General features: G+C 50.8%; 21 protein-coding genes and 1 pseudogene. 16 read left to right on the top strand and 6 right to left on the bottom strand.

The window, feature by feature from the left end; translation table 11 throughout:
• Positions 1–39 precede the first annotated feature (39 nt).
• On the bottom strand, positions 40–489 hold the full coding sequence (locus FJQ58_RS11375; RefSeq protein ID WP_139993387.1) for a YdeI/OmpD-associated family protein: 450 nt from the start codon (positions 487–489) through the stop codon (positions 40–42).
• A gap of 721 nt (positions 490–1,210) precedes the next feature.
• Between FJQ58_RS11375 and FJQ58_RS11370 the strand changes: the two genes are divergently transcribed.
• From FJQ58_RS11370 to FJQ58_RS11335, 9 genes are all read left to right on the top strand, one after another.
• Entirely contained in the window at positions 1,211–2,062 is an 852-nt protein-coding gene (locus FJQ58_RS11370; protein WP_139993386.1) for a class I fructose-bisphosphate aldolase, read from the top strand.
• A complete protein-coding gene (locus FJQ58_RS11365; RefSeq protein ID WP_139993384.1) occupies positions 2,055–3,215 on the top strand; it encodes a Gfo/Idh/MocA family protein in 1,161 nt (386 codons plus the stop codon). The genes FJQ58_RS11370 and FJQ58_RS11365 overlap by 8 nt, the downstream gene beginning before the upstream one ends.
• 1 nt (position 3,216) lies before the next feature.
• Positions 3,217–4,437 carry a carbohydrate kinase family protein gene (locus FJQ58_RS11360; RefSeq protein ID WP_238403991.1) on the top strand — a complete coding sequence of 407 codons (1,221 nt, stop codon included), beginning with the start codon at positions 3,217–3,219 and terminating at the stop codon, positions 4,435–4,437.
• Between the two features lie 16 nt (positions 4,438–4,453).
• A complete protein-coding gene (locus FJQ58_RS11355) occupies positions 4,454–5,002 on the top strand; it encodes a D-lyxose/D-mannose family sugar isomerase (RefSeq protein ID WP_139993382.1) in 549 nt (182 codons plus the stop codon).
• Positions 5,003–5,005: 3 nt separating this feature from the next.
• Positions 5,006–6,037, top strand: coding sequence for an aldose 1-epimerase family protein (locus tag FJQ58_RS11350; protein WP_139993380.1), 1,032 nt, complete (start codon positions 5,006–5,008; stop codon positions 6,035–6,037).
• 55 nt (positions 6,038–6,092) lie between these two features.
• Entirely contained in the window at positions 6,093–6,851 is a 759-nt protein-coding gene (locus FJQ58_RS11345; RefSeq protein ID WP_139993378.1) for a DeoR/GlpR family DNA-binding transcription regulator, read from the top strand.
• A gap of 413 nt (positions 6,852–7,264) precedes the next feature.
• The gene (locus FJQ58_RS32310; RefSeq protein WP_162341443.1) at positions 7,265–7,405 is read left to right on the top strand and encodes a hypothetical protein; all 141 of its coding nucleotides are present in this window, start codon (positions 7,265–7,267) and stop codon (positions 7,403–7,405) included.
• Positions 7,406–7,486: 81 nt separating this feature from the next.
• Positions 7,487–8,182: a hypothetical protein gene (locus FJQ58_RS33185; protein WP_139993376.1), complete on the top strand. Its 696-nt coding sequence runs from the start codon at positions 7,487–7,489 to the stop codon at positions 8,180–8,182.
• Positions 8,183–9,051: 869 nt separating this feature from the next.
• Positions 9,052–10,608, top strand: coding sequence for an ABC-F family ATP-binding cassette domain-containing protein (locus FJQ58_RS11335; RefSeq protein WP_139993374.1), 1,557 nt, complete (start codon positions 9,052–9,054; stop codon positions 10,606–10,608).
• A 140-nt stretch (positions 10,609–10,748) separates the two neighbouring features.
• Here the strand turns inward: FJQ58_RS11335 and FJQ58_RS11330 are convergent, their stop codons facing one another.
• The 4 genes from FJQ58_RS11330 to FJQ58_RS11315 are packed head-to-tail and all read right to left on the bottom strand — an operon-like array spanning position 10,749 to position 13,360.
• The gene (locus FJQ58_RS11330; protein WP_139993372.1) at positions 10,749–11,072 is read right to left on the bottom strand and encodes a winged helix-turn-helix domain-containing protein; all 324 of its coding nucleotides are present in this window, start codon (positions 11,070–11,072) and stop codon (positions 10,749–10,751) included.
• Entirely contained in the window at positions 11,065–11,658 is a 594-nt protein-coding gene (locus FJQ58_RS11325; RefSeq protein WP_139993370.1) for a hypothetical protein, read from the bottom strand. The genes FJQ58_RS11330 and FJQ58_RS11325 overlap by 8 nt, the downstream gene beginning before the upstream one ends.
• Positions 11,659–11,693: 35 nt before the next feature.
• On the bottom strand, positions 11,694–12,440 hold the full coding sequence (locus FJQ58_RS11320) for an ABC transporter permease (RefSeq protein ID WP_139993368.1): 747 nt from the start codon (positions 12,438–12,440) through the stop codon (positions 11,694–11,696).
• Positions 12,437–13,360 (bottom strand): ABC transporter ATP-binding protein, encoded by a 924-nt coding sequence (locus FJQ58_RS11315; RefSeq protein WP_139993366.1) that lies wholly within the window; start codon positions 13,358–13,360, stop codon positions 12,437–12,439. Before FJQ58_RS11315 ends, FJQ58_RS11320 begins: the two co-directional genes overlap by 4 nt.
• 771 nt (positions 13,361–14,131) lie before the next feature.
• On the opposite strand from FJQ58_RS11315, the gene FJQ58_RS11310 reads away from it, so the two are divergent.
• The 3 genes from FJQ58_RS11310 to FJQ58_RS11300 all read left to right on the top strand — a co-directional run bounded on the left by FJQ58_RS11310 (position 14,132) and on the right by FJQ58_RS11300 (position 17,666).
• Positions 14,132–15,670, top strand: a complete 1,539-nt coding sequence (locus tag FJQ58_RS11310; protein WP_139993364.1) for an SAM-dependent methyltransferase — start codon at positions 14,132–14,134, stop codon at positions 15,668–15,670.
• 158 nt (positions 15,671–15,828) lie between these two features.
• Positions 15,829–16,626: a lipid II flippase Amj family protein gene (locus FJQ58_RS11305; protein ID WP_139993362.1), complete on the top strand. Its 798-nt coding sequence runs from the start codon at positions 15,829–15,831 to the stop codon at positions 16,624–16,626.
• Between the two features lie 23 nt (positions 16,627–16,649).
• Positions 16,650–17,666: a serine hydrolase domain-containing protein gene (locus FJQ58_RS11300; RefSeq protein WP_238403988.1), complete on the top strand. Its 1,017-nt coding sequence runs from the start codon at positions 16,650–16,652 to the stop codon at positions 17,664–17,666.
• Between the two features lie 108 nt (positions 17,667–17,774).
• Here FJQ58_RS11300 and FJQ58_RS11295 read toward each other — a convergent pair whose 3' ends face one another.
• On the bottom strand, positions 17,775–18,638 hold the full coding sequence (locus FJQ58_RS11295; protein WP_139993360.1) for a helix-turn-helix domain-containing protein: 864 nt from the start codon (positions 18,636–18,638) through the stop codon (positions 17,775–17,777).
• Between the two features lie 228 nt (positions 18,639–18,866).
• On the opposite strand from FJQ58_RS11295, the gene FJQ58_RS11290 reads away from it, so the two are divergent.
• The 4 genes and pseudogenes from FJQ58_RS11290 (at position 18,867) to FJQ58_RS11275 (ending at position 23,277) form a co-directional block, all read left to right on the top strand.
• Positions 18,867–19,646, top strand: coding sequence for an SDR family NAD(P)-dependent oxidoreductase (locus tag FJQ58_RS11290; RefSeq protein WP_238403986.1), 780 nt, complete (start codon positions 18,867–18,869; stop codon positions 19,644–19,646).
• 251 nt (positions 19,647–19,897) lie between these two features.
• A pseudogene (locus tag FJQ58_RS32915) lies at positions 19,898–19,981 on the top strand (short-chain dehydrogenase); the annotation flags it as partial.
• A gap of 29 nt (positions 19,982–20,010) precedes the next feature.
• The gene (locus tag FJQ58_RS11280; protein ID WP_139993356.1) at positions 20,011–20,925 is read left to right on the top strand and encodes a fumarylacetoacetate hydrolase family protein; all 915 of its coding nucleotides are present in this window, start codon (positions 20,011–20,013) and stop codon (positions 20,923–20,925) included.
• Between the two features lie 21 nt (positions 20,926–20,946).
• Positions 20,947–23,277: a glycosyl hydrolase family 95 catalytic domain-containing protein gene (locus tag FJQ58_RS11275; protein ID WP_139993354.1), complete on the top strand. Its 2,331-nt coding sequence runs from the start codon at positions 20,947–20,949 to the stop codon at positions 23,275–23,277.
• Positions 23,278–23,327: the final 50 nt, after the last annotated feature.

Here is a 23,327-nt window from a genome sequence, read left to right as displayed (position 1 = left end):
AGGTTAACAAAGCACAATGGGAAGAGATGGCTAGGCTGCCTAAGGCATGCGATCTTCTTTTAGCGAGACGATTGCTTTCTCCACGCGCCGCTGGCGGGTTTCAGCGGTTTTAGCCCCCTCGATGTTGAGCACGATGCGCCGCTTATTGCTGTAAGACAAATGATTAAAGTAGGTTTTGGCGGCAGCCTCGGCTTCAAGCGCAGCCAATAAGTCGTCAGGTACGACCAATTCGCGGGGTTCAGCATCGAGCGCAATGTTAACCTCAATCTCGTCACCGGCTGCGACGCCTGCGCCATTGCGATTTTCTGCGCTAAGGGGAATCATAAATCGCCCGCCCATAGAAGCGACGGTGCTGCGGTAAGAAAAGTCACGGATCGTAAGCGTTACGGCAGGCTTCTTACCCGAACCGAGGCTCTCGACAACTTCCGCAGGAACCTCGAAACCGGTAGCAGTCTTTCCGGCAAGCTCAACTGTAGTTTTGAATTTCATACGTAGACGCCTCCTTTTATCTAGAGTATATACCAAAATAGAAAAGTTAACGGATAAAAAGATACCCATCTGCGAATGCGATACGATTATGGGTAAAGGAAGGACGTAGTTGTAACCTTTTGAATCTCATCGCACGTAACCGAACTATGAATTGGAGGAAGTACGCATTATGGCAAAAGCACGAATCAGCAATCTTTACGTACTTGCACAATTAGAGGAGAACCGCTAAAACGATAAGGAAGTTGCTGCTAAATTTGACTTATGGAGCCCGCTTATCTAATAAACCGCCAAACCAACATTAAACTAACCCGGATAGATCTAAAAAACAGGCATATTTCCGCTGAAATTGCCCGAATGGAGGAATTAGGTCTAGAAAATAGTTCTATTCTGTCGTATGCAGCTCCAAACCGCCTCAAATACCTCAAACTAACCCAGATAGATCTAAAAAACAGGCTTATTTCCGCTAAAATAGCCCGAATGGAAGAATTAGGTCTAGAAAATAGACCTATTCCGTCGTCTGTCGCTCCAAACCGCCTTAAACTGCTCAAGCTAACCCGGATTGATCTAAACACGGCAGACGGTAACGGAACCATTCCGGCTGCACGTAGAAGCTGCTTCCCAGCTCCTTACAACTTTTGCTAGACATATGTTCCGTCTCATTCTATAATAATGTTACAAACGAACATTATTGTTCTAAAACAACAGTTGAGGGTGAAGCCAAATGTCAGCACGGGCACGGTTGAAGAGGATGTTCAGCGAGGAAGGCAAATGTTTTGATGTAGCGATTGATCATGGTTTTTTTAACGAGTTTTCTTTTCTGGCATCGATCGAGAATATGAAGGAAGCGGTTGAAACCGTCGTACGGGCCAATCCGGATTGTATCCAGCTTAGCCTTGGCCAAGCTAGACATTTGCAAAATATACCGGGCAAGCACAAGCCAGGACTGGTGCTTCGTACGGATGCGGCGAATATTTACGGCTCCAAGCTGCCGGAATATTTGTTTAGCGAGGTCGTTGATCACGCGATTGAGCATGCGGTTCGCTTGGATGCGGTAGCGGTATGTGTGAACCTGCTTATGCTCCCGAACCAGCCGGAATTGCATTACCAATGCGTCAAAAACATCTCAAAGCTGAAAACCGAATGCGAGCGGTTTGGCATGGTTCTGATGGTGGAGCCGCTTGTCATGCTGCCTAACGAGCAAAAGGGCGGTTATATGGTTGACGGTGACATTCAAAAAATTATGCCGCTGGTCCGTCAAGCGGTTGAGCTTGGTGCGGATGTCATCAAAGCCGATCCTTGTGATCAAATCGAACAATATCATCGGGTCATCGAGGTCGCTTCCGGCATTCCCGTTCTGGTACGCGGCGGCGGCCGGGCATCGGACGAGGAGATCGTTAACCGTACGGTGAAATTAATGGAGCAGGGTGCAGCAGGCATCGTATATGGACGCAATGTCATTCAGCATTCCGATCCGGAGCGCATGACGCAGGCACTTATGGGCATTGTGCACAAAGGAGATAGCGCGGAGACGGCACTTGCGGTTTTGAATGGAGAGGGTGGGGCTCATGTCTAAAAAAGAAATTCGTTTCGGCGTCATTGGCTGCGGCCTAATGGGCAAAGAATTCGCCAGCGCAGCAGCGCGCTGGTGCCATTTGACGGATGTTGATTTTGCTCCGGTCATCACGGCTGTATGCGATGCCAATCCTGCGGCAACCACTTGGTTTGAACAAGCGGTGCCGACCATTAAGCGCACATATCAGGACTATAAGCAGCTTTTGGCTGACCCGGATGTGGATGCTGTTTATTGCGCAGTGCCTCATAACCTGCACGCCCAGCTGTATACCGATATCATTCGGTCCGGCAAGCATCTGCTTGGAGAGAAGCCGTTTGGCATTGATCAAGAAGCGAATGCGCTCATTCGAAAGGAAATGGAAGCGCATCCGAATGTCATCGTGCGCTGCTCTTCGGAGTTTCCTTTTTATCCGGGTGCCCTTCAGCTGTCCAAGTGGGTAACGGAAGGCAAGTTTGGCAAAATCATAGAAGTGGAAGCCGGTTTCTGGCATTCCAGCGACCTTGATCCATTAAAGCCGATTAACTGGAAGCGGAGAATCGCAACGAATGGCGAATATGGTTGTATGGGCGATTTGGGCATGCATGTGCTGCATCTTCCGCTTCGCTTCGGCTGGCAGCCGCAAAATGTTAGAGCGCTGCTAAGCAAGGTCGTGGAAGAGCGGCCAGATGGCAAAGGCGGCATGTCGCCTTGCGAGACGTGGGACAATGCGATTTTGGCATGTGAGGTAAAGACGGAGGAGCAGCAGTTTCCGATGATGCTTTCCACGAAACGGATTGCGCCCGGCCATGCCAATACGTGGTATATTAGAATCCAGGGAACGAAATTATCCGCCGAGTTTTCGACGAAAAATCCGAAGCAGGTAGCTTGGCTGCCGTATGAGCCTGGCGGAAGCCAAGCGTGGCATGTAATGGATGCGCCTTACCAATCGGCTTATGGCACGATTACAGGCTCGATCTTTGAATTTGGCTTTTCCGATTCGATTCTTCAAATGTGGGCAGCCTTTTGCGATGAGGTAGCGAACGGGACAGAGGGCATGGCGCAGCCGTTCCGCTGCGCAACGCCGGAAGAGTCGGAGGGAAGCCATCGCGTATTCACGGCAGCATTGGAATCGAACCGATCCGGCAAGACCATTCCAATTCAATGGGGGAACTAAGTTGGCAAAACGAGCGGCTTCTTATCCTGTCATCGTAGGCGGCCATATCTGTCTGGACATTATTCCTTCCATTCAGGGCGGGCCGTTCCAAATGGTGCCAGGCAAATTGCTCAACATCGGAGAAGCTGCCCTCTCCACCGGGGGGGCAGTAGCGAATACGGGAGTGGCTTTGCATCGGCTAGGCATTCCTGTACAGCTGATGGGCAAGGTAGGCAATGACTTTTTTGGCGACGCGATCCTCTCGATTTTAAAAAAGCAGCATGAATCGCTTGTGGAAGGCATGATCGTAGCGGAAGGGGAGCCTAGCTCCTATTCGATTGTCATTAACCCGCCTCACGTAGACCGGATGTTCCTTCATTGCACGGGAGCCAACGATACATTCCAAGCGGATGATATAACGGCAGATGCGCTGCTAGAGGCGGGACTGTTTCATTTCGGCTATCCTCCGCTCATGAGACGCATGTATGAGCATGATGGCGCTGAGCTGAGCCGCCTGATGCGAAAGGCGAAGGAGGCAGGCGCCACCACGTCGATGGACATGGCGAAGCCGGACCCGGATGCAAAAGCAGGGCAGCTCGACTGGCGTCTTCTGCTATCGGAAGTGCTTCCTTATGTGGATTTGTTTTTGCCAAGCATCGAAGAAATCTTGTATATGCTTAGAAGAGAGACTTATGAGGCGATGAAAGACAGCCATGGCAGTGAGCAACTGATTGAGCATGTGGAGGCTTCCTTGCTTGCGGAGCTCTCTTCGGAGCTGCTTGCTATGGGGGCGGCTATCGTTGTGTTCAAGCTCGGCGAGCATGGATTGTATATGCGCACGACAAGTGAAGCAGCAAGGCTGGGGAGTGCCGGCCGCTGTGGCCCTAAGGAAAATGCAGCAGGCTGGCTTAACCGAGAGCTGTATGTTCCGTGCTTTAAGGTAGAGGTAGCGGGTACGACTGGCGCGGGCGATTGCACCATTGCGGGCTTTCTCGCCGGCTTCCTCCAAGGTCTGCAGCCGGAGGAGACGCTGCTTGGCGCGGTGGGCACCGGGGCGTGTAATGTCGAGAGGCCGGATGCGGTAAGCGGAATCCCGACTTGGGCTGATGTACAGGCTCGCATTGCAGCAGGCTGGGAAGCGTATCCGCCTAAGCCAGCTTTTGCGGGTGCTCGCATTCCGTTGCCAATGGACGCGGCGGTGTGGCAGGGGACACAAGATCTTCGAACGACAAATGAACGGTAAAGGGGATGAAAAAGCTATGATCACCCGCAGTCAGGTTAAGGCCGCTCAAGCGCGTGCCGCTGAACTGCTTCAGGTTGCAGGAATCGTGTTGTCAGCGGAAGAGCGCGAGCAGCTTGAAGTCGCATCCTTTGGGCTCAATGATTTGGAGGCGCAAGGGCTTCAGCTTGTGACTTATGTGAATACGGACCGATATTGCGCTAAGGAGCTTGTATTGTTTCCCGGTCAGACTTGTCCGGAGCACAAGCATCCAGCGGTAGGCGATTTGCCTGGAAAAATGGAAACGTTCCGCTGCCGGGCCGGCAAAGTGCTGCTTTATGTGGAGGGCGAGCAGACGGACATTATTGAAGCAACCCTGCCGCCGAGAAGCCGATCACATTATACCGTATTCCATGAAATCGTGCTGCTTCCCGGACAGCAGCATACGATTCCGCCGGAGACGCTGCACTGGTTCCAAGCCGGGAGCGAAGGCGCGGTCGTGTCGGAGTTTTCCAGCACAAGCCGAGATGAGTTTGATATCTTCACGGACCCGAACATTCAGCGTATGCCTGTTATCATAGAGGATTAATCAATGCATTTATATGGTCGGCAATGGACGCGTAGGGAACTGTCTGCGCATGTGGGACGCCTCGAGCAAATCGGCGGCATCCGGCGTTATTTGGGGGATGAGGGCCCGGAGCGCGGCATGGAGTTTATTCAAGTGAGAACAGGCGCGGGGCTAACGTATACCGTCACCCCGACCAAAGGCCTTGATTTTTCGTTGGCGGAATATGGCGGCGTCCCGATAAGCTGGCAGTCAGCCGGAGGCGACGTTCATCCGATGTATTACGAGCCGGAGGGAGCAGGCTGGCTGCGAACGGCTTCCGGCGGCCTGATGATGACCTGCGGATTAATGAATGCGGGTTCTCCTTCTGTCTATGAAGGGAAAAGCTATGGCCTGCACGGACGAGTTCACCATCTGCCGGCTCGCCAGGTATGTGCCGAGGGAGTATGGCAGGGAGACGAATATGAGATGGTGATCCGCGGCACGGTTGAGGAAACGGCATTATTTGGCGGCCATTTGCGCATGCACCGCGAGATCCGCTCGCGTCTTGGAGAGAACAAAATAACAGTGACCGACCTTGTGGAAAATGCAGGCAGCGACCCTGCGCCTCATATGATGCTTTACCATTTTAATTTTGGATATCCGCTTCTGTCCCCGGAGTCTACGATCCAGTTTCCTGCCGGTTCGGTTACACCAAGAGAGGCCGCTGCGGATTTAGTCGGTTACGACAAGTGGCAGGAGCCAGAAGCGGGATTTCAAGAGCGCGTCTATTATCATGGGCTGGAGCCGGCCGCGAAGGCAGAGGTTAGGCTATTTCAGCCTAACTTTCCGCAAGCCGGGAACAGGACCGTTCCACTAACCGCTGCGTTAAGCTGGTCTAAGGATACGCTTCCGCATCTGGTGCAGTGGAAAATGGCGGGCGCGGGCAGCTACGTGCTCGGCATTGAGCCTTCGAATGGCTTGGTAGGGGGCATTGCGGAGGAAGCGCAGCAGCGCCGTTTGCTTATTTTGCAGCAGGGACAGTCCGTTCGTTACAACTGGGAGTTGAACATTGGCTGAACCATTGCAATAATAAGAAGATATAAATGAAATATTGTAACGGGAGTGGCGCAGCATGCCTACCAGCTTAAACGATCGGCAGCAACGGATAAAGGAGCAGCTCGAGATACACGGAGAAATCCGGATGAATGATATGAAAACGATGTTCACGGTGACGGAAATGACGATCCGCCGGGATTTGGAGAAGCTGGAGCAGGCGGGCATCCTGCGAAGGACGTTCGGCGGTGCGATTTTGCTAGGCAAGGATATCGCCTTGAAGGACCGAACCGGGCTTAGGGCGGATGAGAAAGCAAGCATTGGCCGCACAGCGGCAGCGTTGATTCAAACCGGTGAGTACATCTTTATCGATGGGGGAACGACGACGATTGAAGTGGCGCGTGCGCTGAAGCCGGGCCTTGGCATTACGGTCGTCACGAATGCGCTTAACGTCGCGAATGAGCTTCAGGAAAAGCGGATTCCGACGATTTTGTCCGGGGGCATGATTTTGGAGGCGACATCTACCGTGATTGGGCCCTTTGCCGAAAATATGATCGGATCGATGGCTTATTCCCGCGTATTCTTAGGAACGACCGGATTAACTGCCGAGCATGGGTTCAGCAATTCCAATATGTATGAAGCGGAAATCAAAAAAACGGCCATACGCCAAGCCTCGGAAGTCAATGTGCTGATGGACCATACCAAGTTCGGCGCCAAGGACTTTATTTCCTTCGCCGAGCTTGGGCATGTGCACCGCGTCATTACGGACAAGCTTCCCGCAGCGGAGCTGAATAAAGCATGCAAGAGAGCAGGCATCGAGCTTGTCCTAGGCATGTGATTTAACGGAATTAAGGAGCTAGTCAGGTGCAGCCTGCGGCTCCAGTAACCGTATGATTTTGGACTTGTATCAGCAGCTTAATCTTGATTTGTGTCTATCCAGTCTACGTTTTTTGTAATTCCGATAAAAACGATGGGAAATAAACGAAATAAAGATTGACAGGAGTACAACAGGCGAATAAGATAGGAATACGAACAAAATAAGCAACCAATGATTTTGTTGGATAAATAAGAACGATAAATCTACTGGACCACCAGAGATTCAATGGGAAAGCGCAGCGGCGCTCCTGTTGGGTCTTCTTTTTTTATCCGAGTACAGAAGCCAGAAGGGGGAAAGTCCATACCGACCATACAAATAGCGATCTGGCCTTGGCTGTTTCTCTTGGCATAGCTGGCGTACCGGAGACTGCACTCATGACTGCAACAGCAGTGGCTACCGCAGCAGGTCTGCTGACAGTGTCCGACTTTTTGTTTCAGCAGCATCATTGCAGATATGGCAAGAACAGTAACCAATGCTGCCGACTGGCCGTTCGCCGTGATTCGGGAACACGCTAGCGGTAATACCAGAAAAATGATTTTTATGACTGTATTGATTTTCAAAAAAAAAACAGGAAATTCGGAAGGATGGTCTTCATTATGAAAAAATTGACTCTTACTTTAAGCATTGCAGCAGCGGTTGCGCTGATCTCCACTTACGCGGCGGTATCCGCCAACAAGCCAAACGATGAGGTTTCGGCAGCGAAAAGCAATCCGGTAACCACTCAAGTGCAGCAAGCGGAAGCAGCAACAGATGCGACTGACAGCAAACCGGAAGTCGTTTCAGCTCCGGTAACAGAAGAGAAGAAAGCCGACGCAGCATCTGAAGGCAGCACGCCTGTCGTGAACACGGCTGCAGCAACTGAAAAAGAGCAGCCGGCAGTCAGCACAGCAACAAAAGCTCAGGAGCCTGCGAAAGCAGCTGCTACAGCGAAAGAAGAAGCGCCTTCCAAAGCAGCAGTATCCACAGTTAAAGAAGCAGCGACTACTAAAGCAGCAGCCGTTGTAAAGGAAGAAACACCTGCGAAACCAGCGGCGGCGAAAGAAGAAGCAGCCCCTAAGGCGACTGCAGCTCCTGTCAAAGAAGAGGTTAAACCACAAGCTACGGCTGCCCCTGTAAAAGAGGAAGTAAAAGCAGAACCAACAGCAGCTCCAGCGAAAGAAGAGAAAAAATCGATTAGCTTCGTGAAAAAAGAAGAAGTGAAACCGAAAGCAACGGCTGCTCCATCGTCTTCGTCATCTGACTCCCAGCCTTCCTCTTCTGGAAGCGGCAGCGCGGCTGAAGAGATTTGCTAATAGCAGAGTAGCGAATGATGGATTAGCTCAATTGTAAAGACTAATCGACTAGCATTCGACTCGAATGTGAGTTTGTGGAGAGGGCAGGCCTCTCCTATTAGCTTGGAAGGGACCCCATGGCGGCTTGCCGTGAGGGTCCCTTTGCCATGTCTAAGTTCAACCTGCGTTTTATATGCAATCAAATCAGTTAGATAGAATGCAATTAGGAAAGCGATCAGACGGGTATGCCTTTTATTTGTTTTCTGAGGTCGTCAGAGGAGCGACTAGTCGTGCTTTTATAACTAAATAAAGTGTGTGCTTAGAGGATAACGAAATGAGTTGCTCTCATCCGGTTTAGGGGGGGCTATAGTTTGGTTATGAGCATGATTCGATTGAAGACTGAAATAACAGGAATTCCTCCCGTTAAAATAGCGAGATTCGCTTGGAGATTGAAATAACAGGAATTCATACCGTTAATCTGGCTGTTCCTTGTCATTTTGGGCTGATTCCTTCGAATTAACAGGAGAAATTCCAGTTAAACGCCAGGATAAGCTTAAATCGGTTAAATTAACGGGATTAATTCCATGTAACTTAAACCGGAGAAATTAATTTGCATTTTAAACTCGCCATAAACGCAATCCCTCCAAACGTGCGGCACGCACAGCGACCGAAATATTATATTCCGCTACCCTAATATGCAAATGCTGGGGCCATTTTAATGCTAAAATGCCGAATTGGCATGCCTTGTGCAAAAGAAACCACCCGTAAACTGCATGTTTTCGATGAATTTAACCCTGCTAAACATTGCTCACGGCTGTGTTTTCACTTAAAATGTGGATAAGACAATAGCGTATAAACGCAAGAATATTCCAAAAGAAAAGGTGTCATGCATGAGCATATTAAATGTAGAAAGATTAAGCCACGGCTTTGGAGATCGCGCGATCTTCAATGACGTATCGTTTCGCCTGCTGAAAGGCGAGCATATCGGACTAATCGGCGCCAATGGCGAAGGAAAGTCTACTTTCATGAACATTATTACGGGCAAGCTTCAACCGGATGACGGCAAGGTGGAGTGGTCGAAGCGCATGCGCGTAGGCTACCTTGACCAGCATGCAGTGCTGAGCAAAGGTTCAACGATTCGCGATGTTTTGAAGGGTGCTTTCCAGTATCTGTTCGACATGGAGCAAGAGATGAACGACATGTACCTGAAGATGGGCGATGTATCCCCGGAGGAGCTCGAGAAGCTGCTAGAGGACGTCGGAACGATTCAGGATACGCTGACGAGTCAGGATTTTTATTTGATCGACGCGAAGATCGAGGAAACTGCCCGCGGCCTGGGGCTTACCGATATCGGATTGGACAAGGACGTGAATGACCTGAGCGGCGGTCAGCGGACGAAGGTTCTGCTTGCCAAGCTGCTACTCGAGAAGCCGGATATTCTGCTTCTCGATGAGCCGACCAACTATTTGGACGAGCAGCATATCGAATGGCTGAAGCGTTACCTGCAGGAATATGAGAATGCGTTTATTTTGATTTCGCATGATATTCCATTCCTGAACAGCGTTATTAACCTGATTTACCATATGGAGAACCAGGAGCTTAATCGCTACGTTGGCGATTATGAATACTTCCAGCAGGTTCACGAAATGAAGAAGCAGCAATTGGAATCGGCATTCAAGCGCCAGCAGCAGGAAATTGCGGATTTGAAGGATTTTGTGGCACGCAACAAAGCGAGCGTCGCGACCCGCAATATGGCAATGTCCCGGCAGAAGAAGCTTGATAAGATGGAAGTCATCGAGATTGCTAAGGAAAAGCCAAAGCCGCAGTTCAATTTCAAGGATGGCAGAACCTCCGGCAAGCTTATTTTTGAAACGAAGGATCTTGTCATCGGCTATGACAGCCCGTTGTCCCGTCCGCTTGACCTTCGTATGGAGCGCGGACAGAAGATTGCGCTCGTCGGCGCCAACGGAATCGGTAAAACGACGCTGCTGCGCAGTATTTTGGGAGAAATTCAGGCGATATCCGGAACGGTGCAGCGTGGCGAGCATCAACAGGTCGGCTATTTCCAACAGGAAATGAAGGAAACGAATTACAACACTTGTATCGAGGATGTATGGAAGGAATTCCCTTCGTACTCGCAATTTGAGGTGCGTGCAGCGCTTGCGAAATGCGGGCTTACAACGAAGCATATCGAGAGCAAAATCGCAGTGCTGAGCGGCGGCGAGAAAGCTAAGGTCCGTCTCTGCAAGCTGATCAACAATGAAACGAATCTGCTGGTACTCGATGAGCCGACCAACCACTTGGACGTTGATGCGAAGGACGAGCTAAAGCGTGCTCTGAAAGCTTACAAAGGCAGCATCCTGCTCATTTCCCACGAACCGGAATTTTACCGTGATGTCGTAACGGACACATGGAACTGCGAATCGTGGACGACAAAAGTATTTTAAGGGATGGATCCAGACATGCGCTCTTACACGCGGCCAGCAGCTGTGTTGAAGAGCGCATGTCTTTTTTTGCTGCAGCAAGCATTGATTCATGCCACCCTCCTATTAACGAACAAGAAGCCTGAAGGGCCAGCAGCAGCTGACTATTCGGGCTTCTTCTCTGCTCCACGCGCCATGCGGATGATTTTTTCCAAGCCGGAAATGTATTGCTCAAACATTTCCAGACCTAGCGGAGTGGTCGAGCAAATCGTTTTGGGCCGCTTGCCGGCGAAGGTTTTGGTTACTGTAATGTATGTGGCTTCCTCCAGTACGCGGATATGGTTCCCGAGGTTGCCCTCGGTCAGCTTCAGCTCGCCGCGCAGGAAGCCAAAGTCGCAATCGCCGTTTGCAATCAGCAGACTCATAATGCCAAGGCGTGCTTTGGCATGAATGGTCTCATCAATCGCATCCAGCAAATTGTCACTCATGACGCCTCCTCTGCAGCTGCAGCCACAAGCCTGTAAGAATAACGCTGCCTCCACCGAGCAAGCCGAGCAGCAAATATTGATAGTCGAGGAAGAATAGTCTAGTTAGAGCAGCCAGCAAAATGAACCATACGCCGAGCAGCATCGGCCCTTTGCCAAGCCATGCTCCCATGGAAACGTACAGAATCCCGACCAGCATGAACCAAAACAGAGGCAGATACTCGGTCCTCACAATATCCGTTGCCATCATGATCCAGCCGGCGGCAACCATAGCGAGGAAGGGCAAGCCGAACATCCAGCCGCTGGCATCCTTCTCCCGCATTTGGCTTGCACGGCCTTGCCGAATGCCGATAATCGCGGAAAGCGCGCCGCCAATGACGGTGCCGATCGAAAAATACCACATGGGCCATGCCACATTGTCAAATTGCATACCGACCATGCCGATGATGAGATAGGTGCCCCATATGAACAAATAGGGCGGGGAGTGGTCCAGTTTTTTCTTGTTTCGATGAATGAATTGTTTAATAAAATCAATATCGCGCAGCGCCTGCAGCGAGTCCGCCGAGGCTGCTTCCTGTTGTTTGTTCAATGTGAACGCTCCCTAATTTAGCGGGGTTTCCCGTTTTATTTTTCCCAGCGAAAAAGAAAAAACGCCAATAACCAGCACACGACCGCGAAGCCCAGCATAACCGCCAGCTCGGTACCGAATGAGGTGATCGAGCCGCCAAGCCATACGCCTTGGGCCAGCTCAACGAAATAAGACATTGGCAGCCACTGGCTCAGCTTCTGCATGAATGTCGGCAGAATGTCCACCGGCATAGAGATGCCGGACAGAAACAGCGACGGGAAAAACACGATCATGGCCAGGCCGCTTGCTGCTCCTGGCGTTTTGGCAAGTCCCGATAAGGCAAAGCCAAGGCAGAAGAAGCTGAGGCAGCCAAACAGCAGGCAAGCGAAGAGCAGCAGTAAAGAAGGGAAGGAAAAATGAATATCCCATACGAAGTTGGCTACGAGAATGATTTCGATCGCGCCTGCCAGAACGAGAAAGACGCCTTGAATAGAATGAGAGAGCAGGACGGAGGCTGAACGAATGGGGCTGACCCGGTATCTTCGCAAAATGCCGCTTTCCCGCTGGGTGATCATATTGATATTCAAGGTGAAGACGGAGACAGAGATGACATTCATAGCGCATAATGCCGGAATGTAGGAGTCAATATATTTCAAGCCTTCTTCAGCGCCAGGCTGGTTGCCGAACATGGAACCGAATATGATCAGCATCAGAACCGGATAAATCAGCATCCAGAAGATGGTGAGCCAATCCCGAAGATATAACCGGAAATCAAAAGCGATAAGCCGTAATAATGCGTTCATCCTTCGCTCCCCTTTCCGCTGGCAGTCATTTCGGTAAAGACATCGTTCATGGAGGCGTCCTCTAGCCTAAGTCCACTAACCATCCAGCCTTCTTCGGCGGCTAAACGGAACAGAGCCTGCAGCGTCTCGTCGATCTGGCTTGAATGCAGCTTAACTGTATCCGTTTCCCACTCCACATCAACAACATAAGGCAGACCGGCGAAGCTTTCCTTACCGGTATCTCCAGCGTTCCTGAAGCTGATGCGCTTCGTGCCGCCCAGCATCGAGATTAGCTTCTGCGGCGTATCCAAAGCAACAAGCTTCCCATGGCTGATAACCGCAATCCGGTCACATAAATATTCGGCTTCTTCCATGTAGTGCGTGGTGACGACAATCGTCCGCCCATCCTTCTTTAAACGGTGGATCATATCCCACATCTCTTTGCGAGCATTCGGATCAAGCCCCATGCTCGGCTCATCAAGAAACAAAATGTCAGGATCATTGATTAGCGCTAGCGCCAGCGATACGCGCTGCTTCCAGCCGCCGGAGAGCGACTTAATGAATGCGTTTTGCTTATCTTCAAGTCCAAGGAAAGCGGAAATTTCTTTGGGGTCCGTGCTCTTATGATATAAGGAGGCAAACATTTGCAGCACTTCGCGGACTTTGGCTTTCTCAGGCATGGACGTGGCTTGCAGCAGAACGCCGATCCGCTGCTTAATCTCCATCGCATGCTTTCGGATGTCGAGTCCGAGGACGGTCGCGGAACCGCTATCTGGCAGCCGCAAGCCCTCGAGCATTTCAATCAAGGTTGTTTTTCCGGCACCATTGGGCCCAACAATACCGAAGATTTCCCCTTTGTTCACCTGCATCGTAATCTGGTCGACGGCTGTGGTATTGCCGTACCGCTTGCATAGCTGATCCAGTTGGATCACAGTCTGCATGAAATGATTCCTCCTCTTAGTCACACTCATTCAGATTACTCTGTAATTCAGAGTAAGTGGATTGGCACGATTTGTCAATCGGCTTTGAGCATGATTTTGGTGCTCGCCTGCGGTGTATAATGAAGAAGAAAAGTACGCTGGACAAGCCACATGGCGGATGGTAGGTTTAAGATGTTGCCGGGTTTTGGTGAAATAGATCTAATTTTTAGATCTAATCTAGCTCAAATGGCCGAAATGGAAGAAATAGGTCTAAAAAATAGATCTAATCTAGTCTAGTAGTAAAAAATAGGCAGCATATGGCCGGGTTTTGGTGAAATAGATCTAATTTTTAGATCTAATCTAGCTCAAATGGCCGAAATGGATGAAATAGGTCTAAAAAATAGATCTAATCTAGTCCAGCGACATAAAATGGGCAGCATATGGCTGGGTTTTGGAGATAGAGATAAGTTGAACGAATGAAATGAAGGATATGCGAAGCGAGAAGATCGTTCTGGAGAAATGAAGTGTTCGCCGTAGTTGTTGGATTCTAAACTTTACATGTTTTAGTCAATTTAAGAATCGGGTTACAACAGCGACCGCGCCATCCTAGAATGATCTACTCGTGCAGCGACCAACTCGAAAAAAAGTCCAACTTATATAAATGCTTTTATATGATTCACCTAATAAAGCAGTCTTAGATTTCTGCATGAAATAGATAACTTCCTTTTTCAAAGGGCGTAAAGGCTGTTTTTTTGGAACAGAATATTTTAGAGAAAAGCGGGTAGGACGAATATGAGCGACAACGAAAAAGAAATTTACCGCTTCAGCGAGGCGCCGATTTGGGAGCTGCAGCGTGACTATTTTGAAAAGCAGGGCATCAAGGCCTGGCAGAGCGATGAGGTGCCGCAATATATTACAAGCAATCCCTATATTGCTACCGCTTATGCGGAGATGATTTTCGGATTTCTTCTGGATCGGTCGAGCAAGGATAAAGGGATGGAGCCGGTCACGATCCTTGAGCTTGGGGCAGGCTCTGGGCGTCTGGCTTACCATGTGCTAAAGGAGCTAACGGCTCTACTCAAGGAGGCTGATGTGGCGCTGCCGCCTTTTCGCTATGTAATGAGCGATCTGTCTCTGCAAAATATCGAATTCTGGCAGCAGCATGAGCGCCTGCTTCCGTTTGTGAAGCAAGGGGTGTTGGATTTTGCACGATTTGATGCAGTGCAGGATACGAAGCTGCATTTGCTGGAGACAGGCGTTACCGTAAGTCCGGGCGATTTGGAGCAGCCGCTGCTGCTGATCGCCAATTATTTTTTTGACAGCATCCCTCAGGAATTAATCTATGTGGATGAAGGCAAAATTTATGAATGCAGAGTATCGTTTGATGCCCCAGAGCGCGATGGCGCCCTAGACGCAGGGGATACGCTGGCCAAGCTGGTGCCTAGCTATCATTATTATCGTGCGGAACAATATGAACGGGACGATTATCCGTATCGTGAGGTTATCGAGCTTTATAAACAGAAGCTGGAGGATTCTCACATCCTCTTTCCAGCGGTCGGGCTGTCATGTCTGCAGCGTCTAAGGGCCTTGTCCGCCGCAGGTTTCCTGCTGCTTACGGCAGATAAAGGAGACCATCGGCTGGAAAATTGGACGTTTGCCGAGCCCCCGAAGCTCATTCACCATGGCAGCTTTTCCTTGACGGCCAACTACCATGCGCTTCAGCATACGTTTGATCAGATGGGAGCGCTGACTTTTTTTACGAAGCATCATTACCGTAACCTGAATGTCGGCTGCATGCTGTTGGTAGAGAAGCCGGCAAGCTACGTTCACACCCGCCTTGCTTATCGTCGATTTATCGACCGATTCGGGCCGGATGATTTTTTTAGCCTGAAGCTTTGGTATGACGAGCATCTGAATGAGCTGGAGCTGCCGCAGCTGCTGGCTTTCTGGAGGTTAAGCCGCTTTGATTCGCAGTTGTTTCTCCAAAGCCAGTCCCGCATGCTGGAGCTGCTGCCGGGTCATGGCGAGGAGGAAGCGATGGATCTATGCGACGGCATCAGCTTGATGTGGGAGAGCTTCTACCCGATGAATGAACCAACTGACCTAGCGTTAGCCTGCGCAAATATGCTCTTTCAGATGGAGCAATATGCCGAAGCGAGAGTGTTTTACGAGCGATTGGCAGCGGAGCGCGAAGCAAGCAGCGAGACGCTTTATCATTTGGCGATTTGCTGTTACGAGACAGAGGACGAGCGGGCGGCATCGGATTATGCTCAGATGATCTTGGCGCTTGAGCCTGACCATGAGGGAGCAGCGGACTTTTTGCTAGCGTAACCGTAGTAACCTTAATCTATCGCGATAACCAGCAGTAGCGAGCCAGAAATTGTTCTGGCTCGCTATTTTTTTGACCAGCGATTTCGTTAACAGCCAATCTTCCACCTATGGTATTATCTGTATAAAAGGGAAATCATGACGGTTGATGGGGTGAGAAATTGCTAGAGAAGGTATTGTTAGTAGCGTTGTTTACGTTTGTGATTCATTTCTCGGAGACGCTTACCTACGCGCTTCGGTCAGCGGGCGTTCGGGTAGGGAAGCTGGCGGTGGCACTTTCTTTGTCTGGCATTATTTTGATTATATCCAGAACGGCCAACATGGTTCAGGGCCCGTTAACGGGTAAAATTATAGATTACGCCAAAAAGAATGCCGATTTCAACTTGGTGGATCAGCTTCGCATCATTATCGGCGCTTCGACCCTTGGCACATTGGCGGCCATCTTGCTGTTTCCGTCCGCGGTGTTTTTATCCTCAAGAGTAATTGCCCACTTCGAAGTGGCGGGCTCGATACCGCAAATGCTCCGCACCTCGGTATCCTTTCAGAAAATACATAATGCACGCTATCATTTGCGCAGCCCTAAATTATCGATGCTATCGCGCCTGAGAATCGGCGGCATTCCGAAACGGCTGGTTATTCTTAATGTAGTGGTAACCGCAATTTATACGATCGGAGTGCTGGCCGCGCTGCTGGCGTCCACCCTTACGCTTGAAAATCAGACGACCGCGCTGCAATCCTCCGGCTTAATTAACGGAGTTGCGACCATTTTGCTGACGATCCTAATCGATCCGCAAATCGGCTTGGTCACGGATAAAGTGCTGCGGGGAGAAAAGGAGGTTGCTGCTCTGAATAAAATATTTGGCCTGCTGATGGTTTCCAGGCTAATAGGAACGCTGCTTGCCCAGCTGCTCCTTGTTCCGGCGGCCTATTGGATTACATGGATGGCATCGATTATTTAATGATAGAGAGGGGACAGGGGCGATTGACTACTGCCGTGAATGGGCATTTTAAGAAGCTAAATGATTATGCAGCGCAAATGCAGGGCGTGATCGGGGCTACGGCAGCTGCGGTCTATATTTTGAAAGAAGGTGCGGTCGTCAATGAATGGTATTCGGGGCGGCAAGCGGCCGCAGAGAAATCCAAGCTTGTTTGCGAGCATACCCAATTTAATGTGGCGTCTATTCGCAAGACTTATCTCGCGCTGGCTGTTAGCTTATTGGTTGAGATCGGTTTGATTAGCTGCATTGATAATGAGCTTGGAAGCTACTTACCGGAATACCGAGAGGCAGCACGCGGGGTGACTATTCGTCATCTGCTTACACATACGCATGGATTAATAGATGACGGAGGCAGTATTCGTAGGGAGTTTGCAAGCGGTGAGGGTTGGGCTTATCGAAATGCCGGAATTGCTATGCTCATTCAATTAGTGAACCATTTGTCAGGACAAACCTTAAGTGAATTCATGCGGGAAAATGTAATTGAACGTTACCAACTTTCAGAGACAGGCTGGAGAACAGCCTATGATGAGTCTCTTATTTACAACTATTACGAGGATCATGAGTCATGGGTTGGACCAAATAACAGTGCGGCTGGTGACCAGAGCAACCTGTTCGTCAGTGCAAGAAACTTAGCAAGGTGGGGATATATCCATTTGGTGAAAGGGCAGTTGGAAGGAATCCGATGCCTGCCTCCATCTGTATTTGACAGAGTGGCGGCACTTCAGACGCCGAATCAGCTTCCGGCGGAGCTGCCTCGACACGGCTATCTTTGGTGGCTGCAACGCGACACGCTGTTGAATGAGCTTGGAGAACGGCTGCCAAATGATTCCTATCAAATACTGGGCATCACTGGCTGCTCTTGCCTCGTCATCCCGCGCAGCAACGCCGTCGTTGTACGCATGTACAATCAATTAAGCAGCGTGGCTAGCTATAATTACCTCAACGATATTAGGCATTTCGGAAATTTAGCTTATGATCTGCTCTCCACCTACCCTCGATAAGCACCCTAGTATTCGTATTGCCTTCATTGAACGTTATTTTTGAGCAATAAGCGCAAATATGCGCTTGTGGCCTCGCACTCTCTGCGCAGCAATTTTGCATTTCTGTGGTCAGCCTCTCGACTGCGGGTGCAGGCGGTACTGCTTGGGACTGACGCCGTAAAAGGCGCTGAAATGGCGCGTGAACGGGTGAATTGATGCATAGCCCAGCCGCTCGGCAATGGCTGTTACGCTCATTTCGCTCTCCAGCAGGAGGTTGGAGGCCCGTCTCATCACTAGCTTGTGATGGTAAGCTTTCGGAGTGAAGCCGGTCTCGCGTAAAAACAGCGCATGAAAATAGGTTCGCTTCAAGCCGCAGAAGCGCCACCATGTCTCCACGGATTCGCGCTGCTCTGGCTGTGCATTCAAATGCGCAAGCAAACGGACGATCCGGTAATCGGTGGGCTGGTGCGAGTGGATCGTATTGTACCACTGAAGAATCCACGCGTAGAGCAGGCTGTTCATCATTTCGGCCCGGTAAAATAGCGAATCGTTGTAGAGCTTGGCGAGCATAACGAAGGAGTCGTAAAGCTCCGGATAAGGCTGTAGCGAGAAAACGCTAGGCAGGCTATCCAGCTCATCACAGTCAAGGGAAGCCGCTACCGTTCCTAGCTCGAAAGGCTCGGGAGCATAAATAAACGTCCGATTGAGAGAAACGGGCGGCTGCTGTTCCCACAAATCACAATACAAATTATGCGATGACAGCGGATGGCCGGAAGAAATATGGAAGGCATGAGGCTCCGCTGGGCGTAAAAAGATGAGGGTGCGGTTATCAATCGGATAACGTTTTCCGTTAATCTCCATCTCTCCCGGACCGTCCGTAAACAGATGAAAAGCATAGACGCTGCAGACACGCAGCTTCTCGTTAGAGCTGCCGTCATATAGGTAATACATAGAGTCCCCGACATAAGGCGCAATCTCGTTTAGCTTCTTCAAGCACAATCCCTCATTTATGTTTAATTACTTCCCATTTCTAAAATTAGCGGATGAATCGTCAACTTAATGGATGTCTGAGCAAATACGAGTTTCTATATAGATGATACAATAGCTAAATTATTAGGGAAAGCTCCTTTGCTGTTTTTACGGATCAATTAACAACATTAATCCTTAATGCTTGCAGGTTATTAGGCTAGTTAAGGGTCAGGTGAAGTAGGAGGAATGCCTTTGCAGTTTCATGAGCAGGTAGTGCTGGTAACGGGCGGCGGCTCGGGCATTGGGGAAGTAAGCGCAAGACTGTTCGCAGCAGAAGGCGCGCGTGTGGTCATTGCTGATTGGAACGAGGGTGAAGGACAGCGGGTAGCTCAAGATATTAATGATCACTATTCAATTGTGAAAGGGCTTCCAACTGCCGCCGCATTTCAAACGGATGTCTCGCAGGAGAAGTCGGTCGCTTCACTTATGGAGCAAACGCAGCGAGTTTTCGGCCGGCTCGACGTGCTATTTAATAATGCCGCGGTGATTCATCCAAAGCCGCTGGAAGAAATAGAAGAGCAGGCGTTCGACCGATTGTTCGCTGTTAACGTGAAGGGCGTATATCTCATGATCAAGCACGCCATGCCGCTGCTGCGCCAAACGAGAGGCGCCATCGTGAATATGGCTTCGCTTAACGGACTGGTCGGGCAGCGCCACAACCCGGTCTATTCCGCCTCCAAAGGAGCTGTCATTGCCATGACCAAGGCGCTGGCGCTGGACTATGCCCCGGAGGGCATACGCGTCAACTGCGTATGTCCGGCAGGCGTAAGCACGCCGCTGCTCGAGTCATGGACGCAGCAGCAGGAAGATCCCGCAGCAACGTTGCAGGCTTTAAATGCGATGCACCCGCTCGGGCGTCCGGCCACCTCGGGGGAAGTCGCGCAGGCGGTATTGTACTTGGCTTCAAAGCAGGCCTCATTCATTACCGGCATCGCCCTGCCCGTCGAAGGCGGCGCGTCGCTCGGTTATTAAGCGAGATCATAGGGAGAGCGAACGATAAAAATTACAAATTTTCGTGGATCCGGTCGATTTTCGTCGAGCCTGCTGATGAGACTTCAGGGTAAAATTTCTTTATTACCGGGGGCGGCTCAGGCATTGGGAAAACAACGGACGAGCTGTTCGCCAGAGAAGGCGCGATCGTGATTATAAACGACATTGACGCGGCCAAAGGACGGTAGACGGAGCAGAGCATTCAAGCGGCGGACGTGGCGAACGCGGTGTAGTTCCTCGCTTCCGATGAATCCTCTTTTATGATGGGCTCGCCGTTATATATCGATGGCGGCGTTGTGTTCGGCAAGGACGCTTAACTGACAAATCGAAGGGATGGTAGGTAGAGATGAAGCTGGTAACGATAGAGCAAGGCGGTCAAAACAGACTGGGAGTCAAGGTTAACGAAGGCATCATCGATATAGAATCGGCGTTGGAGCGTCTGCCTGACGCGGATGTGCCTATAGACGTGATGGCTTTAATCGAAGGCGGAAAGAAGAGCCTCGACGCCTTGGCGGCGTATGTAGATCAGGTGCTGGGATCGGCGGAGCTCTCAGAGGCCGCGCTTCTGGATGAAGCGACCGTACAGTTCGGGCCATGCGTGACAAGGCCGAGCAAAATCATTTGTGTAGGCTTGAATTACAGGAAGCATGCGGTTGAGACAAACGCGCCCATCCCGCAATATCCCATCCTGTTCAATAAATTCAACAACACGCTGACGGGCCATGGGAAAGAGATTTCGCTGCCAGAGAGGGTCACCTCACAGGTGGATTATGAGGCCGAGCTTGTTATCGTAATGGGGCAAAAGGCCAAGTATGTAAGCAAGGAAGCTGCACTTAGCCATGTATTCGGCTATTGCAATGTCAATGATTTGTCGGCGCGTGATCTTCAGATGAGGACGCAGCAGTGGCTGCTTGGCAAAAGCTGCGACGATTTCAGCCCGCTGGGCCCGTATTTGGTTACGGCGGACGAGGTCGGCAACCCCAATGAGCTGGAAATTAAATGTATCGTGAACGGAGAAGTCCGCCAGCATTCAAATACCTCCGATATGATTTTTGCATGCGATGAGGTCGTCAGCTATATTTCGCAGCATATGACGCTTGAGCCAGGCGATATTATTTTGACAGGTACCCCTGAGGGCGTTGTGCTTGGTTATCCGGAGGAGAAGCGGATTTATTTGAAAGACGGGGATATTGTCACAATTGAAATTGAGAAGCTTGGCAGCCTGACGAATCGGCTTGTCAGCGAGGCATACACAAACTAAAAGCTGGGAGATGGTCACGGCATGAATCGTTCAAGGCTTTGGTATTCGGGCCCTGCGGAGAGCTGGAAGCAAGGGCTGCCGATCGGGAATGGCAGAATTGGCGCTGTTATTCATGGGGGGATTGAGCAAGAAACATGGAGCATGACGGAAATTACGTATTGGTCAGGGAAGACGGAGCGTATTCAAGGAATCGGCGGCGGAAAAGCCGATTTGGAACGGATGCGGGAGTCGTTTTTTCAAGGGGATTTCAACGAGGGCGACAGGCTTGCCAAGCTAGCTCTGCAGCCCAAAAAGGGCAACTTCGGCACAAATCTCTCCGTATGCGACGTCATTCTGCGTTTTGACCAGCCGGGTGAGCAGCTCGTGCGCGAGCTGAGTTTAGAAGATGCGCTCGCGCAGGTATCTTATCAAACAGCTGGTGGGCAAATGAGGCGTGAAACGTTCGCTACGCATGCGGATGGCGTCGTTGTATCACGCATCAGCGGCAGCCAGGCAGGCTCCGTTTCGTTTGCGCTAAGCGTGACGGGGCGAACGAACTCGTTCACATCCGCAGCCTTAGACGGAGATACGGTTGTTTTTCATGGACAGGCGACAGAGGATATTCATAGTGACGGGACTTGCGGCGTATTTGGCGAGGGCAGAATCAAGATCGTCGCCAAGGGCGGCAGCGTGCAAGGTACGGCTGACGGCATTGCGGTAACCCATGCGGATGAGGCGGTCATTTATTTTGCCATGAATACGGATTATGGCCAAGTCGATAGCCATTGGATGACAGCAGCCGATAGTCAGATCAAGTCAGCGGCAGATAAAGGTTATGAGATCCTAAAGCAAGAGCATATTGCCGATTATCGCGAACTTTACGGCCGGGCATCCATCCAGCTGGAGGATTCGGGCAGCGACGACATCCCGACGGATGAGCGCATTTTACGGCTGCGGTCGGGACAGCATGAGGACCCCGGCTTAATCATTTTATTTTTCCAATATGGACGTTATTTGACGATTGCAGGCACGCGCGAGGACTCGCCGCTGCCGCTGCATTTGCAAGGCTTATGGAATGATGGGGAAGCGAACCGGATGGCCTGGAGCTGCGACTACCATCTGGACATTAACACGCAAATGAATTATTATCCGACCGAAATAGCCAATTTGGCGGAATGCCATGTACCGTTAATGAATTATATCGAACACTTGTCCGTGGCGGGCAAGCTGGCAGCGCGGGATTTCTATGGCTGTGAAGGTTGGGTGACGCATGTGTTCTCCAACGCATGGGGCTTTGCCGCTCCTGGCTGGGAAACGGGCTGGGGGCTTAATGTGACGGGCGGCTTATGGATTGCCACCCATCTGAAGGAGCATTATGAATACGGTCTGGACCGTTCCTTTCTAACGCAACAGGCGTATCCGGTGTTAAAGGAAGCGGCGGCGTTTTTCCTGGATTACATGACCGTACATCCAAGCTTGGGCTGGCTTGTCACAGGGCCGTCCAACTCGCCGGAGAATAGCTTCTATACCGGTAAACCGGAGGAAGGCGCCCAGCAGCTCTCGATGGGCTCTACACTGGATCAGCAGTTGGTAAGGGATTTGTTTACTTTCTGTCTTGAGGCTGCCGAGCTGCTGCAAACCGATTTGGAGCTGCAGAAGAAGCTGAAGCACGCGATAGCGCTGCTTCCGCCGCTGATGGTTGGCAAGCGTGGCCAATTGCAGGAATGGCTGGAGGATTACGAGGAAGCGCAGCCGGAGCATCGCCATCTGTCGCATACGTATGCTTTGTATCCGAGCAGCCAGATTACACCGCTGGCGACGCCGGAGCTAAGTGCCGCGGTGAAGCAGACGCTGCTCGGCCGGATGCAGACCGATGAGCTTGAGGATATTGAATTTACGGCAGTGCTGTTCGCAACGGGGTTCTCGAGGCTATACGAGGGGGATCGCGCGCTTAAACATATTACCCACTTAATCGGCGAGCTGTGCTTCGATAACCTGCTGACGTACTCCAAGGCCGGCGTTGCGGGCGCAGAGACGAATATCTTCGTCATTGACGGCAATTATGGCGGAACCGCCGCGGTTGCAGACCTGCTTCTGCAGAGCAGCACAGAAGAAATAAACCTGCTTCCTGCGCTTCCAAGCGCATGGCCTGCAGGCTCGTTCCAAGGCTTGCGTGCCAAAGGCAACGCGGAGGTCGATGTTCGGTGGGAGAAGGGGGCAATGGTGGAAGCGACCATAAGAGCTTTCTCAGAAGGAAATACGATCGTAAGAAGCGGAGACCAAGCGGTAGCGATCACGCTTTCCCCAGGTCATGTATATACGCTGGACCAGCAACTGAATGTTGTACAAGGGCAAGTGGAGGCCAGATCTTAAGCAATCAAAACGAAACGGACAACTACTCATTTTAGAATAGTAGTTGTCTT

This window comes from Paenibacillus paridis (genome assembly GCF_006345825.1).
Lineage (GTDB): Bacteria > Bacillota > Bacilli > Paenibacillales > Paenibacillaceae > Pristimantibacillus > Pristimantibacillus paridis.
This window is presented reverse-complemented; position numbering and strand designations above follow the sequence as displayed.

What these genes read in the sequence shown, in the direction of transcription:
- FJQ58_RS11355 (WP_139993382.1), top strand. Translation starts at nt 4,454, where the DNA reads ATGATCACCCGCAGTCAGGTTAAGGCCGCTCAAGCGCGTGCCGCTGAA.
- FJQ58_RS11345 (WP_139993378.1), top strand. Translation starts at nt 6,093, where the DNA reads ATGCCTACCAGCTTAAACGATCGGCAGCAACGGATAAAGGAGCAGCTC.
- FJQ58_RS32310 (WP_162341443.1), top strand. Translation starts at nt 7,265, where the DNA reads ATGACTGCAACAGCAGTGGCTACCGCAGCAGGTCTGCTGACAGTGTCC.
- FJQ58_RS11280 (WP_139993356.1), top strand. Translation starts at nt 20,011, where the DNA reads ATGAAGCTGGTAACGATAGAGCAAGGCGGTCAAAACAGACTGGGAGTC.
- FJQ58_RS11370 (WP_139993386.1), top strand. Translation starts at nt 1,211, where the DNA reads ATGTCAGCACGGGCACGGTTGAAGAGGATGTTCAGCGAGGAAGGCAAA.
- FJQ58_RS33185 (WP_139993376.1), top strand. Translation starts at nt 7,487, where the DNA reads ATGAAAAAATTGACTCTTACTTTAAGCATTGCAGCAGCGGTTGCGCTG.
- FJQ58_RS11275 (WP_139993354.1), top strand. Translation starts at nt 20,947, where the DNA reads ATGAATCGTTCAAGGCTTTGGTATTCGGGCCCTGCGGAGAGCTGGAAG.
- FJQ58_RS11310 (WP_139993364.1), top strand. Translation starts at nt 14,132, where the DNA reads ATGAGCGACAACGAAAAAGAAATTTACCGCTTCAGCGAGGCGCCGATT.
- FJQ58_RS11330 (WP_139993372.1), bottom strand. Translation starts at nt 11,072, where the DNA reads ATGAGTGACAATTTGCTGGATGCGATTGATGAGACCATTCATGCCAAA.
- FJQ58_RS11350 (WP_139993380.1), top strand. Translation starts at nt 5,006, where the DNA reads ATGCATTTATATGGTCGGCAATGGACGCGTAGGGAACTGTCTGCGCAT.
- FJQ58_RS11320 (WP_139993368.1), bottom strand. Translation starts at nt 12,440, where the DNA reads ATGAACGCATTATTACGGCTTATCGCTTTTGATTTCCGGTTATATCTT.
- FJQ58_RS11375 (WP_139993387.1), bottom strand. Translation starts at nt 489, where the DNA reads ATGAAATTCAAAACTACAGTTGAGCTTGCCGGAAAGACTGCTACCGGT.
- FJQ58_RS11335 (WP_139993374.1), top strand. Translation starts at nt 9,052, where the DNA reads ATGAGCATATTAAATGTAGAAAGATTAAGCCACGGCTTTGGAGATCGC.
- FJQ58_RS11365 (WP_139993384.1), top strand. Translation starts at nt 2,055, where the DNA reads ATGTCTAAAAAAGAAATTCGTTTCGGCGTCATTGGCTGCGGCCTAATG.
- FJQ58_RS11315 (WP_139993366.1), bottom strand. Translation starts at nt 13,360, where the DNA reads ATGCAGACTGTGATCCAACTGGATCAGCTATGCAAGCGGTACGGCAAT.